Source organism: Streptosporangium sp. NPDC049046, assembly GCF_040649155.1.
Classification (GTDB): Bacteria; Actinomycetota; Actinomycetes; order Streptosporangiales; family Streptosporangiaceae; genus Streptosporangium.
The window spans coordinates 1-14,489 of record NZ_JBEZEZ010000021.1; the positions used below are offsets into that span (position 1 = coordinate 1).

The 14,489-nt window shown below is 71.1% G+C and carries 10 protein-coding genes and 1 pseudogene; 3 read left to right on the forward strand and 8 right to left on the reverse strand.

Annotation, left to right across the window (positions count from 1 at the left end; all coding sequences use genetic code 11):
* The 3 genes and pseudogenes from AB0B96_RS27220 to AB0B96_RS27230 all read right to left on the reverse strand — a co-directional run.
* Positions 1 to 220, reverse strand: a pseudogene (locus tag AB0B96_RS27220) (hypothetical protein); the annotation flags it as partial.
* 236 nt (positions 221 to 456) lie between these two features.
* Positions 457 to 690 carry a hypothetical protein gene (locus AB0B96_RS27225; protein ID WP_362903040.1) on the reverse strand — a complete coding sequence of 78 codons (234 nt, stop codon included), beginning with the start codon at positions 688 to 690 and terminating at the stop codon, positions 457 to 459.
* Positions 691 to 694: 4 nt separating this feature from the next.
* Positions 695 to 2,053, reverse strand: a complete 1,359-nt coding sequence (locus AB0B96_RS27230) for a S8 family serine peptidase (RefSeq protein ID WP_362903267.1) — start codon at positions 2,051 to 2,053, stop codon at positions 695 to 697.
* A 171-nt stretch (positions 2,054 to 2,224) separates the two neighbouring features.
* On the opposite strand from AB0B96_RS27230, the gene AB0B96_RS27235 reads away from it, so the two are divergent.
* Positions 2,225 to 4,288 (forward strand): spermidine synthase, encoded by a 2,064-nt coding sequence (locus tag AB0B96_RS27235; RefSeq protein WP_362903042.1) that lies wholly within the window; start codon positions 2,225 to 2,227, stop codon positions 4,286 to 4,288.
* Between the two features lie 99 nt (positions 4,289 to 4,387).
* Here the strand turns inward: AB0B96_RS27235 and AB0B96_RS27240 are convergent, their stop codons facing one another.
* Complete coding sequence (locus tag AB0B96_RS27240; protein ID WP_362903044.1) at positions 4,388 to 5,854, reverse strand: LCP family protein; 1,467 nt, start codon at positions 5,852 to 5,854, stop codon at positions 4,388 to 4,390.
* A gap of 843 nt (positions 5,855 to 6,697) precedes the next feature.
* Positions 6,698 to 7,951, reverse strand: coding sequence for a neutral zinc metallopeptidase (locus AB0B96_RS27245; protein WP_362903046.1), 1,254 nt, complete (start codon positions 7,949 to 7,951; stop codon positions 6,698 to 6,700).
* A 738-nt stretch (positions 7,952 to 8,689) separates the two neighbouring features.
* Here AB0B96_RS27245 and AB0B96_RS27250 point away from each other — a divergent pair.
* Complete coding sequence (locus tag AB0B96_RS27250; RefSeq protein WP_362903048.1) at positions 8,690 to 9,559, forward strand: LysR family transcriptional regulator; 870 nt, start codon at positions 8,690 to 8,692, stop codon at positions 9,557 to 9,559.
* Between the two features lie 97 nt (positions 9,560 to 9,656).
* Positions 9,657 to 10,490 (forward strand): dihydropteroate synthase, encoded by an 834-nt coding sequence (gene folP / locus AB0B96_RS27255; RefSeq protein ID WP_350949203.1) that lies wholly within the window; start codon positions 9,657 to 9,659, stop codon positions 10,488 to 10,490.
* A gap of 10 nt (positions 10,491 to 10,500) precedes the next feature.
* On the opposite strand, the gene AB0B96_RS27260 is transcribed toward folP, so the two are convergent.
* From AB0B96_RS27260 to AB0B96_RS27270, 3 genes are all read right to left on the reverse strand, one after another.
* Positions 10,501 to 11,961, reverse strand: a complete 1,461-nt coding sequence (locus AB0B96_RS27260; protein WP_362903050.1) for an aspartate aminotransferase family protein — start codon at positions 11,959 to 11,961, stop codon at positions 10,501 to 10,503.
* 149 nt (positions 11,962 to 12,110) lie between these two features.
* The gene (locus tag AB0B96_RS27265) at positions 12,111 to 13,712 is read right to left on the reverse strand and encodes an ATP-binding protein (protein WP_362903052.1); all 1,602 of its coding nucleotides are present in this window, start codon (positions 13,710 to 13,712) and stop codon (positions 12,111 to 12,113) included.
* A complete protein-coding gene (locus AB0B96_RS27270; protein ID WP_350949200.1) occupies positions 13,702 to 14,376 on the reverse strand; it encodes a response regulator transcription factor in 675 nt (224 codons plus the stop codon). The genes AB0B96_RS27265 and AB0B96_RS27270 overlap by 11 nt, the downstream gene beginning before the upstream one ends.
* Positions 14,377 to 14,489 lie beyond the last annotated feature (113 nt).

Below are 14,489 nucleotides of genomic sequence, written 5' to 3' on the forward strand. Positions count from 1 at the left end.
CCTTTGGGCGTTTGGCTTCTGGTGGCGCGGCGTTTTGCGCTCCTTTGTGGTTCGGGGGGTGTCGCCCCTCCGCGCCGCCGCCCGCGCCGTACGGCGCGGCGCTCGTCGTCGTCGAGGTCTCCAATCCGAGCGTGACCGCGTTGATCACGATGACGGCGATGATGAACTGCTGGAAACGCTGCGTTTCGAGCAGGCGGCGGAGACGCTCGCGCGGTGGCACGGGGACTCCCGGGAGTCAAAAAGGTCAAGGACAAGCAAAGATCATAACGGACCGATGAAGACCGAAATCCGCCTTTTGTGGGGGCGAGATGTCCCAAATATTTGATCTTTGTGGTACGGGAACGTTCCGTGTAAAGGAGAGTGTGCCGAACCGTTTTTCCGGTTCTGTTCCTGTGCCTCGCCCGGCGGGCGGAGACGCAGGGCGGGGCCCACATGGGCCCCGCGCGAGCGAGGTGTTCAGCCAGGGGGGCCGTACGGCTCGATTCTCGGATCGGAGTAAGGGCCGCCGCCCGCCTTCGGGGCGACCCGGCGGGCGGCGACCTCGCTCACCCGCAGGCCGTACAGGCCCTGGTCGGGGTCGATGAGCACCAGGCCGTAGTCGGTGTCGACGTCCTCCTCGGGCAGCTCCAGGCGCCGCATGGCCTGCGCGAGCGTGGCGTCGGGCGGGAGCCGTACGGTGATCAGGAGCATGCACTCACGCTACGCGCCTGGCGCGGCGTCGCAACGAGGCGAGCATCCCGGGGGTGTCGACGACTCCGTAGCCGTAGTCGTGGTCGAACCCGATGTCGCCGCGGTCGTCGGCGGTGCGCCGGAGCAGGGTGCGCAGCTGGGAGGGTGACAGCCGGGAGGAGGGCCACAGGGTGCGGATGGCCGCGACGACCCCGGCGACGACGGGGCACGCGGCCGAGGTGCCCGAGTCGGCCTCGTCGTCGCCGAAGGCCCGCGAGCCGGAGAAGTGGGTGAAGGCGCAGAGATCGGGCTTTCTCACGGTGAGGCGGCCGGGCCCCTGCGAGGAGTAGCCGACCCGCTCGCCACGGATGTCGACCCCGCCGACCGACAGGACGCGCGGGTGGGAGTTCGCGCCCGTGATCGGCCGGTTGGCGTACGCGCACCGGCCGTCGGGGCAGTCGCGCCCGCAGTTTCCCGCGGCGAACAGCACGTCGGCGCCCGCCTGCTCCAGGCTGGAGACGATCAGGTTGAACGGGTGGGCCGGGTTGTCGGAGTAGTTGCCGGGATGGCCCGCGGGGAAGTCCCAGCTGGGGGAGAAGGAGCCCCAGCTGTTGGTGACGACGAGGGAGCGTGAGGCCGCGGGCTGGTCTTCGAGGACGGTGCGCAGGTGGGCGAATGCGGCGACCGCGTCCGACAGCAGGCCGTCCAGCGCCGAGCCGCCCGGACGCCGGGAGAGCAGCACGGGCACGTCGATCAGCGACGCCCTCGGGGCGGCGATGAGCGCGTCGAAGGCGCACATCGTGCCGTGGTCGACGGGGAACTCGCCCGCCTCGCCCCGCACCCCCGACGGCTTCCAGCTGCGCTGGGCGTCGAGGGCCACGCCGCGGTCCAACTGCCGGGCCACGTGCGCGGCGTTGATGCCGCTGTCGAGCACCGCGAGCGCGACGCCCGAGCCGTCGAGGCCCTCGCGCGCCAGCTCGGAGACGTGGAGCAGCCGCTCCACGTCGCGCCAGTCGCCCACCGGTGGCGTTCCGCCGCAGGTGAGGCTCCGCTGGATCATCGGGTCGGCGAAGACCCCCACCACGTCGGGACGCAGCGAGGGCAGCAGGGTGACCCGGGTGGAGATCTCGTCGTCGGAGATCTCCCCGCGGACCAGGACGGAGGCCTCGTCGTCGGCGAAGGAGAACGTGAGCGGCTGGTTGAGCGAGAGGGGATCGCCCCCGGCGAGGGGGACCGGGCGGGGAGCGACGACAGGGGTGAAGGAGGAGTCCACGACGACGCCGGGCAACGCGTCGGCGACGTCGGCCGCCGCCGTGCTCACCGAGGGGTCGGCCACGGCCGCGACGACGTCGGGGGATGGACGGAGCTGGAGCAGGACCCGCATGTGCACCACCGGGGCTTGAGAGGATCGGGCTCCACCACGTTCCTGCATCCGTCTCGACCGCGTCCAGCCGTTGAAACCACCCTCTATCTGGCCTCATGGCATGTAACCCACACAAACGACAGGGATGGATTTCCTTCCCTGCGCGGGTGCCGGTGACTAGCGTTGGGCGGCATGACCGCAGAGGCGGAGACGACTCCACCCCCCACCCCAGATGTCCGGCACACCCACTGGCTGAGCACCCGGCCCAGACTGATCGTCGCCAGTGGGTTCATGCTCTTCCTGGAGCTGGCCCTGATCCGATGGACCGGATCGAACATCGTTCATCTGAGTTACTTCACCAACTTCGTCCTGTTGGGGTCGTTTCTCGGTATCGGGCTCGGCTTCCTCCGGGTGGGACGCACCACCCGGCAGCCGTACTACTCGCCGATCGTGCTCGCCGTCCTGGTGCTGGTCGTGTGGCTCTTCCCGGTCACCGTGGACCGCCAGACCGAGGGGGTCCTGTACTGGACGAGCCTGAGCGAGAGCGGGCCGCCCGCCTGGCTGATCCTGCCGGTCATCTTCGCCGCGGCGGCGATCGTGCTGATGGGCCCGGCCGAGCTGGTCGGGCGGTGCTTCCCCGAGCTGGAACGGCTGGAGGCCTACCGCTACGACCTGATCGGCAGCCTCGGCGGCATCGCGCTGTTCACCGCGCTGTCGTTCCTCAGCGCGCCCCCGGTGGTGTGGGGGTTGATCGCCGCGGTCGCCTACGCGGTGCTGCTCTGGCCCCGCAAGGTCTGGGCCCGCGCGGCGCTGCTCGTGCCCTCCCTCATCGTCGTCGGGGTCCTCGCGACGGAGTCGCTGACGGCCGGGGCGCTGTGGTCGCCCTACTACAAGGTGACCTACGTGCGCGGCTACTGGAACGACGTGCCGCTGATGGACATCAAGGTCAACGGCATCCCGCACCAGCAGGCCAGCCCGGCCAAAAGCCGCCTGGAGTGGGAACGCCAGTACGCCCTGCCGTACGAGCGCGCGACCTCGGGCAAGCTGGACGACGTGCTGATCGTGGGCGCGGGCAGCGGGACCGACGTGTCGATCGCGCTGTCGAAGGGCGCCAAGCGTGTGGACGCCGTGGAGATCGACCCCAAACTGCTCGAACTCGGCCGCTCCTACCACCCCGACAGCCCGTACAGCGACCCCCGCGTCACCGCCCACGTCACCGACGGCCGCGCCTTCCTGGAACGGACCTCCGACAAGTACGACCTCATCCTCTTCGCGTTGCCCGACTCGCTCACCCTGGTGTCCGGGGCGAGCTCGCTGCGGCTGGAGAGCTACCTGTTCACTCAGCAGGCGATGGAGGCGGCGAGGGACCACCTCAAGCCCGGCGGCACCTTCTCGATGTACAACTACTACCGCGAGACCTGGCTGGTGGACCGCCTCGGCTCCACCATGCAGGCCGCCTTCGGCCACAAGCCCTGCGTCGACATCGTCAGCGAGACCGGGCAGCAGGCGGTGATCACCGCGGGTCTCACCGCCGAGGCGCAGCGCTGCGACTCCGAATGGGCGGGGGCGACCGCCGACACCCCGCCGCCGAGCGGTGACGACCGGCCCTTCCTCTACCTGAAGGACCGGACGATCCCGCAGATCTACGTCATCACCCTCGGCCTGATCCTCGTCGTCAGCCTGCTCGCCGTCCGCGCCGTCGCCGGTCCCTACCGGCGGATGCGCCCGTACGCCGACCTCTTCCTGCTCGGGGTGGCGTTCCTGCTGCTGGAGACGAAGAGCGTGACCGGGTTCGCGCTGCTGTTCGGCACCACCTGGGTGGTGAACGCGATCGTGTTCGGCGGGGTGCTGGTCGCCGTGCTCGCCGCGGTGGAGGTGACCCGCCGCTTCAGGGTGCCGTCGCTGCCGGTGATGTACGGGGTGCTGCTCGCGGGGCTGGTCCTCGCCTGGTTGGTGCCCAACTCGTGGCTGCTGAGCCTGCCGCTGCCGGTGCGCGCCGTGGCGGCCGTGGTCGTGGCGTTCCTGCCGATCTTCGCGGCCAACGTGGTGTTCGCCAAGCGCTTCGCCGACTCCGCGGACGCCACCGTGTCCTTCGGGGCGAACCTGCTGGGCGCGATGGTCGGAGGCTGCCTGGAGTATCTGGCGCTGGTCATCGGCTACCAGGCACTGCTGATCGTCGCGGGCCTGATCTATCTGGGGGCCTTCGTCCTGCTGCCCAGGACCGCGAGGGGCGTCGGAGCGGCCAAGGTCGGCTGAGCCCGGCGGGCTCCGGGAAAAGCGCCGGTGGCCCGTCCTCCTTCGCGGAGGGCGGGCCACATGCGTGCGGGATGGTCAGGAGCCGGTCGCGCGGGGCGGTCAGAACCCGCAGAGCTCGTCCAGGGACGCGGCCTCGCCCTTGCCGTTCGGGGTGGGCGTCTGGCTCGGCTTGGCCACCGCCGTCCTGGAGGGCTTGGGTGTGGCGGTGGGCGTTGATCCGCTCGCGCCGCTCGTCCCGGGGGAGGCCGTCGCGGCGAGGGGCCGACGGGCCGGCTGCAGTGACTGGCGCAGCGTCCTGGCGGTCGCGGCACGGATCTTCTGCCAGTCGGGCGAGCCGGTGTAGAACTCCGGCGGCACGAACTGGAGGCTCACAATCCTCGCGTCCTTGACCTTCAGCCCCAGTTCGGTGATGTGCTCGAGCAACTCGCGAGGGATGTCGGTCTTGGCCATCTTCTTGGCCACGTTCGCGATCTTGACGAAGTTGGTGAGCACGACCGACGGGGTGGCCTGCTGGGTGAAGGCGCCGATGACGCAGCGCTGGCGGGCCATCCGGGAGAAGTCGTCGCTGCCGACGCGGGAGCGCCCGTACCAGAGGGCCTCCTCGCCGGTGAGCTTCCGGTATCCGGCCTTGATGGTCCCCGCGGTGCCGTAGAGGCCGCCCCAGGGCACGTCGCTCTCCACCCTGATCCTCAGGCCGCCGATGGCGTCCACCAGGTGGGCGAAACCGAACATGTTGACCAGGGCGTAGTAGTCGATCTTCAGGTTGAGCGTGTAGCCGATCGCGTCCATGAGGGCCCGAGGGCCTCGATGGCCGTCCTTGACGTCGGGCATGAGCTCGGGGTGGTCCTCGGCGTACTGCCAGACCTCGTTGAGCAGGCCCCCGTTGGGCAGCTCGCGCATGAACCCGTCGGGGAACCGCTTGCCGAGCGGGGTGTTCGGCGGGAAGCGGACGTGCTGGAGGTTGCGGGGGAGGCTGAACATGGCGGTGTTGCCGGTCGCGACGTGCACGCTGGCCATGGTCATGCTGTCGGTCCGCACGCCCTCCCGGTTTCCGGCGCCGTCGCCGCCGACGAGCAGGAAGTTCACCCGCTTGCGCCCGCCCCACGGGTCCTCGTGCTTGACGGGGGCCGCCGTGGGGTTGGCCGAGGCGCTCTCGAAGATGCTGTTGGCCGCGTCCTTGACGGTCAGCACGGTGCTCGCGGTCAGCGCGAACGGCGCCATCACCGACACGCACAGCACGCCGACCGCGATTCCCGACACGATCTGTCCCCTGCCGCTGAGCCGGTCGGGCCCGAGGGAGACGTAGGAGAAGAGCACCAGCAGGAACCAGGCGATCGCGCCGACGATGGCGAGGACCGCCCCGGTCATCAGTGTGCTGTCGCGGGCGACGAAGCCCGCGTTTCCGTCACCGCTGAGGACGAGCGCACCGACCAGGGCGGCGAGCAACAGCGCGCCGAAGATCGTGAGGAGGATGTATCCGGTGCGGCGGTGTCCCGCCCGCAGGTGCGCCGCGCCGGGCAGGAGCGCCGACAACGCGGTCCAGCCGATGAGCGCGCCGACCGTCATCGGCTTGGCGAACCGCGGCCGCTTCCCGGGCGGTCCGGGAGGGGCAGGGGGGCCGGGAGGCGACCCTCCGCTCTGGCCCGGTCCTCCGGGACTGCTGGGCCCTCCGGGCGGGGCTGCTCCCTGAGGCTGAGCCGGTCCCGCGGGCTGGTCGGGCCGCGGTCCAGCTCCGGCCTGCGGGGGAGAGGCCGCCTCGGTCTCGGGCGCCCCTCGGGAAGGAACGGACCCCTGTGCGTCGTGCGTGGCCTGCCCGTCGCGTACGCCGTTCGGGGGAGGCGTCCCCTGCCCGCCGCGTACGTCGTGGGGGGAGGGCGTCCCCGGCCCGTTGTGCGCGCCCAGAGGGGAGCGCGCCTCCTGCCCGTCGGTGGCGCCCCGTACGCCGGGCCGGGTCTGCGGGGGTGTGCCCCGCCCGTCCGGCACGCTCTGGGCCTGGCCGGGAGCCGCCCGGAGTCCGCTCGCCGCGTCCCTGGAGGGGGACGCGTTCTGCCCGGAGGGAGAGCCCTGCGCCTGTGGCGTGCCGGGTGGGGCGGCGGGGGGCTGTGTCTCGGCCGGCCCCTGCGCGACGCCACGACCTGCACCTTGGCCGCCGCCGCGGCCCGCGCCCTGGCCACCGCTGCGGCGCCGGGGGCGCCGTTTCCCGTTCCCACTGTCGCCGGCGAGATCCCCCGAGTCTTGCCCAAGGCGCATCGTCACACCGCTTCCTACTACGTCTTGCCCCGGTCTACCTGGCAAAACAGCCAAGGTTCCCCGATTGAACGGAATTTGCCAGGATTCTAGTCCCCATACCTGGACATGACAGACAGATAGCTAATCTGTGGTTAATGATCGTTTAAGTCGTGATGTTATCTAAGATGTCGCTGAAGACGGTGCCAACCAGGTGTTGCACTGGAACGTCTTGTTCTTCTCGTAGCCCTGCCGGAACCACCGATGGTTGTTCGCCGGGGAACCGTGGTCACGGGGGTAGCCGGGCCAGTCGCCCACGCGGGAGTAGAAGTAGTAGAGGGTGTTGCGCCGGGCGGGGGTCACCGGATAGCTGGCCGAGACCGAGCGCATGAACATCGCGCCGAAGCAGGTCGCCTGGAGCTCGAACCGGCGGCTGAGCGCGAGCCTTCCGCTCTGACTGCCGGAGCGGAGCGACTTCTGCCACCAGGTGTCGGACAACCCCGACAGATGCTGCACATGGTGTCCGTACTCGTGCGCCATCATGCTGACGACCCCGCCGTGCCAGTCGGTGATGGAGCCGTACCCGCCGGAGTTGCCCACCCCGCGCACCATCGCCCTGGTCGAGGCGTAGATGGTGGTGTTGCGCGGGCAGTAGTAGGGCACCATGCTGCCCGGCGAGGGAAAGTCGCCACAGGCGCCGCGGCCCTTCGTCGCGGTGAGGGCGTAGCCGGGCGGACGCCAGTCCATGCCCTGCTCGCGCATGATCCGGGACCAGCCCTTGTCCATGCATCTGGAGGTCTTGAGGATCAGTGCCTTGAGCTGACTGTGGCTGTAGATGCTGGCCGATCCCGCCGGGCAGTTGACCCTGGGAAGCCCGCCGGCCCGGTAGAGCGTGTTCTTCTCCAGGCTGGTGTTGAGCGCCCGTGCCCTGGTCGGGGGCGTGACCGTGTCCTTCGAGGCGTCGGAGGAGGTCGTCGTCCGCCGCGGTTCGCTGGACGCGGTCCGCGCGGGCTTCGCGGTGGGCCTGCCGTCCAGGGAGGTGGGCGGCGGCGAGATCGCGACCGGCGAGACCGAAACCGAGCGGCGGCTGTTCTTGGCCACCGCGCCCATCACCACGAGCCCGAGGAAGACCAGCGCGAACACGCCGAGGAACCCGCCGACGATCGCTCCGGCGCCACTGGAACGAGAGCGCTGCGGCTGCCACTGCGGTGGCGGGTAGGCGTGCCGCTGCCGCAGGTCCGGTGGTGGCGGGGCCGGGTGGCTGTACGGCGGCGGGGGCGGATGACCGTACGGCGATGGTGGCTGGGATGGATGACCGTACGGCGGCGCCGGCGGGGCCGGATCGCCGTATGGCGATGGTGGTGGGGTCGGATGACCGTACGGCGGCGGCGGGGCCGGATGGTCGTACGGCGCCTGACCGCCGGGCAGTGTAGGCATATGCCGGTATCCCTGTTCCGGCGGCGGCTGCTGCGGGCGCGCCGGCGAAGGCGGAAACCGGGGCGGATATCCGGAGGGCGGTGGCTGGGGGTGGCTCTGGGGCGGGCTCGGCTGCCGGGAGGCGGGGGGATACCCGTAGCCGGGAGGGAATCCCTGTCCTGGCGGCGACGCCGGGTGGCTCCCGTGCCCCGGCGGCGACGCTGGACGGTTTCCCTGCCTCGGCGGTGCCGGTGCGTATCCGGCCTGTCCCGATGGTGGCGCCGGCGGATATCCGGCCTGTCCCGGAGGCGGCGCCGGAGGGTTTCCCTGTCCCGGCGAGGGGTGCCCCTGCTCCGGGTACGTGGGCAGGATGAGCGTGTGCGGATAGCCCTGCCCCGGCGGCGACGGGTGTCCCTGCCACGGCGACGCCGGACGGTCTCCCTGTCCCGGCTGCGGTGGATACCCCGGTGGCGGCTGGGGGTGGCCGTGAGCCGCCCACCCGGGCGGCTCCTGAGGTGGTCGCCCCCCTGGTGGAGGGGGTGGTGGAGGATGTTGTCCGTTGCCTGTCACGCTGTCTCCCCGTTACCCCGAGCGTCTGATATGAGCTACAGGTCCGGACTTTTGCCGAATTTGGGGCGTAAGCATACTGATTTATCATCCGTCACGGATGTCGCTGCATTCGATTACATTCCGAAATCATCCGAGGTGATCTCCGCTATGTACCGGACCGATCCAGGGCCCGTGACCTAGCTTCAAACCATGAATCTGCAGCAGCTCCGCTATGTGGTCGCGACGGCGGAGCATCGCACCATGACCGACGCGGCCAGGTCGCTGTACATCGCACAACCTGCCCTTTCCCGTGCGATCAGGGATTTGGAACGAGAGCTCGGGATGACGTTGTTCGCACGTTCCGGACGTGGCGTGGTCGTCACGGCACAGGGACGCCGGGTGGTCAAGCTGGCCCGGGAGGCACTCGACGCCGTCCGCGAGATCGAGTCACTGTCCACGCACGGCCACGCGTCCGAGGCGGAGCTTCGCATCGCCTCGATACCCAGCCTCGAACCGGGGCTGGCAGGACGCCTCCTCCCCGCGTACACCGCGGAACATCCCGGGGTACGCATTCACATCGTCCGCTGTGACGGGCGGGACGGCGTGGTGAGCGCCATCAGGGACCAACGGGCCGATCTCGGCCTGACGGACCTGCCCGTCCCCACCGATCTGGTCAGCCACCCGCTGGAGCGCCAGGAGATCGTGCTGATCTCCCCGCCCGGCGTGGACCTGCCCGACCCGGTGCCGATGAGGAGACTCAACGGCATGCGGCTGGTGCTGCCGGTTCCCGGCAGTTCCCGGCGCAGGGAGTTCGACGCGCTCTTCGCCAAGCACGGTGTGGCCCCCGTGGTGGCGACGCAGCTCGACGAGCGCGGCAACTGGCTGAGCACCGTCCGTTCGGGTACGGCCTCGATGCTCTGGTACCGGGGGATGGCCGAGCAGGCATCCCGCGCCGGGCTCGTGGTCCGCACCCTCGATCCCTCGGTCCGCCGGGTGATCGCCATCGTTCACGCGCGGCGGCGGCTGCCCGCCATCGCCCAGGAGTTCCTGTCCGTGGCCGAAAGTGGGTCGGCCGCGTAAGGACCCTGTGGTTCGCTGGTTTTCCCAGATTTCCCCCAGAGGCGGCGCAGGTGGGAGCGCCGTCCTCTCCGACACCGGGGCTATAGGCTCGGTCTCGATGACTATCCTGCGCCTGCGTGGCCGTGAGTTCCGGCCCGGCGAGTTCGCGATCATGGCGGTGGTCAACCGCACCCCCGACTCCTTCTTCGACAGGGGAAGGACGTACGGCTTCGCGGCGGCCCTGGAGGCGGTGGACGGTGCCGTCGCGGGAGGCGCGGACATCGTCGACATCGGCGGCGTGAAGGCGGGTCCCGGCGACGAGGTCGATCCCGCCGAGGAGATCCGCCGGGTGGCCGACCTGGTCGCCGAGGTCAGGCGCCGCCATCCCCGGCTCATCGTCAGTGTCGACACCTGGCGCGCCGAGGTCGCCGAGGTCGTCGCCGAGGCGGGCGCGGACCTTCTCAACGACACCTGGGGCGGGGTGGACCCCGAGCTGGCAGGAGTCGCCGCCAGGCACGGCATCGGCCTGGTCTGCGCGCACGCCGGGCGCGTGACCCCACGCACCCGCCCGCACCGCATCGCCTACGCCGACGTGGTCGCCGACGTCATCGGCTACACCGTCGACCTCGCCGAGCGCGCCGTCGCCGCGGGGGTGCCCAGGGAGTCGGTCCTCATCGACCCGGCGCACGACTTCGGCAAGAACACCTGGCACTCCCTGGAGGTCAGCCGCCGCCTGGACGAGATGGTCGCCACCGGCTGGCCGGTGCTCGTCGCGGTCTCCAACAAGGACTTCGTCGGAGAGACCCTCGGCGGCCTGCCGGTGGACGAACGCCACGCCGGGACCATGGCCACGCTGGCGGTCTCCGCCTGGCAGGGCGCCCGGGTCTTCCGCGTCCACGACGCCGCCTCCGCCCGCGCCGCCCTGGCCACCGTGGAAAGACTGCGCCGGTGACGCCGGTGGATCAGGAATAGATGACGGAGAGGAAGCGGATCAGGATCGCCTCTCGCCGATCGGCGGGAAGGGCGTCGAGAACCGCGTTGACCACGGCCATCTCCGGCTGCCCTGAACCGCCCAGGTCCACCCCGACCGCGGACGCCAGCTCACCGAAGGCGGCGTCGTCGAGCGCGTCCAGGTCCAGGCCCGCCACCAGTTCCACCAGCCCTTCCGGCAGCTTGGCGGGACCCCGCTCTCGCGCGGCCTCCACGGATTGCGCGATCACTTCCAGCATCGCCTCGACGCCCCGCAGCGTCACCCCGGTCACCGTGATGTGGATGTTGGCCGGGATGCCCGCGTAGGACAGCTGCGGCTGCAGGAACCAGCCGCGTCTCCGCGCCTCGTCCGACAGCACGAACACGTCCACCCCTTCGCCGCCGGAGTCCCCGTGGGAGCCACTGCCGGAGCCTCCGTCGGAGCCGAAGGCGACGAGCGCCGACTCCGGGTCACCGAGCACCCGCAGCCCCGGGATCTTCGCGATGCCCGCGCGGAGCTCGCGGGCCGCCGCCAGGGTGGTGCGCCCGAGCTCCAGGTAGCCCTCCCGGCCCAGGGCTTGGAGGGTGGCCCACGCGCCGCCCAGCGGGCCCGCGGACTTCGAACTCTGCACGGTGGCGTTGATCACCGTGTAGCCGGGCCACGACGCCGAGGCGAAGTACGCCCGCCGCCTCATCGCCGGATCGGCGAACAGCACGACCGAGGCGCCCTTCGGGGCGTAGCCGAACTTGTGCAGGTCGCACGAGAGCGACGTGACCCCGGGCACCGACAGGTCGAAGGGCGGGATGTCCGCCCCGGCCTCGCGCAGCCACGGCAGCAGCCACCCGCCCACGCAGGCGTCGACGTGGCACGGCACGCCACGCGCGGCGGCGATTGCGGCGATCCCGGCGACCGGGTCGATCACGCCCTGCGGGTAGGACGGAGCCGAGGCGACCACCAGGACGGTGTCCTCGGTGATCGCGGCCTCGACGTCGGAGGGGGAGGTGCGGAAGGTCACCGGGTCCACCGGCACGGCGTCCACCACGAGCCCCAGGTAGTGCGCGGCCTTGTGGAAGGCCGGGTGCGCGGTCACCGGGACCGCCATCCGGGGGCGTCCCGCGGTCTCCCGCGCGTCCCGTGCCGCCTTCACCGCCAGCATGATCGACTCGGTGCCGCCGCTGGTGAAGATGCCCGACCCGCCGCCGAGCAGCTCGGCGACCGCGCCGACGACCTGTTTCTCCATCTCCACCACGCTGGGGAAGGCCGTCGGGTCGAGGGTGTTGACCTCCAGCATCTCGAAGTAGGCCCTGGCTGCGGCCTCGTGCACCTCTGGCCGCCCGGTGTCGTAGACGTACGCGGTCACCTTGCCTCCGCGCACCGGCAGGTCCTCCAGCTTGAGGCGGGTGATCTCGGCCAGCAGTTCCTCGGTGCTGCGGCCCTTGTCGGGCAGGCTCATCGCTCTCCTCGGGGGTACGGCTCGCGCGGGCCGGAAGGGAACGGCCCGCGAGGGCCGCCGGGAAAATGCCAGCATCACACGAATCGACCCGTACGGGGGATACGACGGAGGCCCGTCGCCCGGCCGAGCGGGTGATCCAACGGCCTCGATCAGGACAGCGGAAGCCGTACGACCGCGCGAAGACCCGGGGAGGCGTCCTCCAGATGGACCGCGCCGCCGTGGGCGTGGACCGTCTCGCGCACGATGGCCAGGCCCAGCCCGGCTCCGCCCTCGTCGCGGCTGCGCGAGCTGTCCAGCCGGGTGAACCGGTCGAACACCCGCTCCCGGTCGGCCTCGGGGATGCCCGGCCCGTCGTCGGTGACGGTCAGCACCGCGTCGGCCCCCTCGGTCCGCAGCTCGACCACCACGGGGGCAAAGGTGTGCCGCAGCGCGTTGTCGACCAGGTTGACGAGCACCCGGCCCAGGTCCAGCGCGTCCCCGGTGACCGTGATCGATCTGCTCTCCACCGCGCCGCCGGCGTCGCGGGACCGGTTCTCCGGCGTGCCTGCGCCGCCGCCGGACACGCCGCCGGACACGCCCCCGGTCGCGTCGCCGGTCACGTCGACGACCGCGCCGCCGGCCGGGGCGGGGCCGCTCTCGGGCGCACCGTCCGGGTCGCCGATGATCCTCACCGTGACGGCCTCGCCGTAGCGTTCGACGGTCTGCGGGACGAGCTGGTCCAGCTCCACCGGCTCCCCCCGCGCGGGCGTGCCGCCGCGCTCGTCCAGGCGGGCGAGCGAGAGCAGGTCCTCGGCCAGCCGGGACAGGCGCATGGTGTCCTCGAGCACGCCCTCGGCCGTCTCCCGCCAGTCCTGCCCCTCGGGGTGGCCGAGAGCCACCTCCAACTGGAGCCGAATGCTCGCCAGCGGGCTGCGCAGCTCGTGCGCCGCGTCCGAGACCAGGGCCTGCTGCCGGATGCCCGCCTTCTCCAGCCGGGCCAGCATCGCGTTCAGCGTCGTGGCCAGACTGTGCACCTCGTCGCGCGCCTCGGGCACCGGCAGGCGACGCGAGCGGGCGGTGTCGGTGATCTCGTCCGCACCTCGGCGCAGCGCCGCGATCGGCCTCAGGGTCCCGCCGATGATCACCCAGCTCGCCGCCGCGAGCAGGACCAGCAGCAGTGGCGTGCCGACGATCAGCACGTTCCCCGCCGTGGAGATGCTGGTCTGCACCTCGCTGAAGGAACGCGCCGCGATCACCGTCTGCCCCCGGTCGGCGCTGAGCACCCGGACGCGGAGCAGGTGCGGGATGCCGTACGGTTTGCCGTCCAGGAACCGCGCCTCGCCCTCGCCGATCGCCGCCGCCCGCTGTTCCGCGTCCAGCAGCGGCACCAGCCTGTCGGTGCCGGTGGTCGTGTGGGTGATCCGCCCCGCGCCGTCGATCACCTGCAGGAGAGTGCCGTCCGACGAGGTCATCTCGTCGGGCAGCCGTCCGGCGTCGGCGAGCGAGACCGTGTCCCTGGCCCGCTGGTAGATCGACTCGTCGATGGTGTCCCGCAGCGCGTTGCCGAGCACGGTGATCATCACGTAGGCCGAGACCACCAGCGCCACCGCCAGCACGGCCGAGGCGACCGCCGTCAGCCGGAAGCGCAGGCTCTTGCGCCGCCACCTGCCGACCGCGCGCCCTCCTCCGTGCGGACCCGTGCCGGTGCGGGAACCCGTGCCCGCCTTGGCGGGTGGGTCCCCGAAATCCCGGTGCGCCGGATCAGCCGCCATCGCCGGCCAGCCGGTATCCCGCTCCCCGTACCGTCTGCAGCGCGTTCCGGGAGAACGGCACGTCGATCTTGCGCCGCAGGTAGCCGACGTAGACCTCCACCACGTTGGGATCGGTGTCGAAGGTGTCCCAGACATGCTCCAGGATCTCCGTCTTGGAGACCACCTCGTCGTGGTGGCGGAGCAGGAACTCCAGCAGCGCGAACTCCCTGGGCGTCAGCTCCACCGGCGTCTCCCCCCTGGTGACGCGCCGCCGAGCCGGGTCGAGCTCCAGGTCTCCGGCCCTCAGCACGGCCGGGCGCCGGCTCGCCCCGCGCCGCAGCAGCGCCCTCAGCCTGGCCACCAGCACCACGTACGAGAACGGCTTGGTCAGGTAGTCGTCGGCGCCGAGGTCGAGCCCGTCGGCCATGTCGTACTCGCCGTCCTTGGCCGACAGCATGAGGATCGGAACCCAGTTCTCCTCGGCCCGCAGCTGCTTGCAGACGTTGTAGCCGGAGATCCTGGGCAGCATGATGTCCAGCACCACCACGTCGTAGTCGCCGTGTCTCGCCTGGTGCAGGCCGTCCTCCCCGTCGTGCGCGAGGTCGACCACGAACCCTTCGGCCTGCAGGCCACGCCGCAGGGCGGCGGCCATCCTCCGCTCGTCCTCGACGACGAGAACCCGCATGACTGCCCCTTTCACCGTCCCGACGTGCCCATCCTCGACCACCCGGCCTGAGAGGCGGCTGAGAAGCCTGTGAGCCCTCTCAGTCTGTCTCAGCTTCGGCACAGGACCCGTCG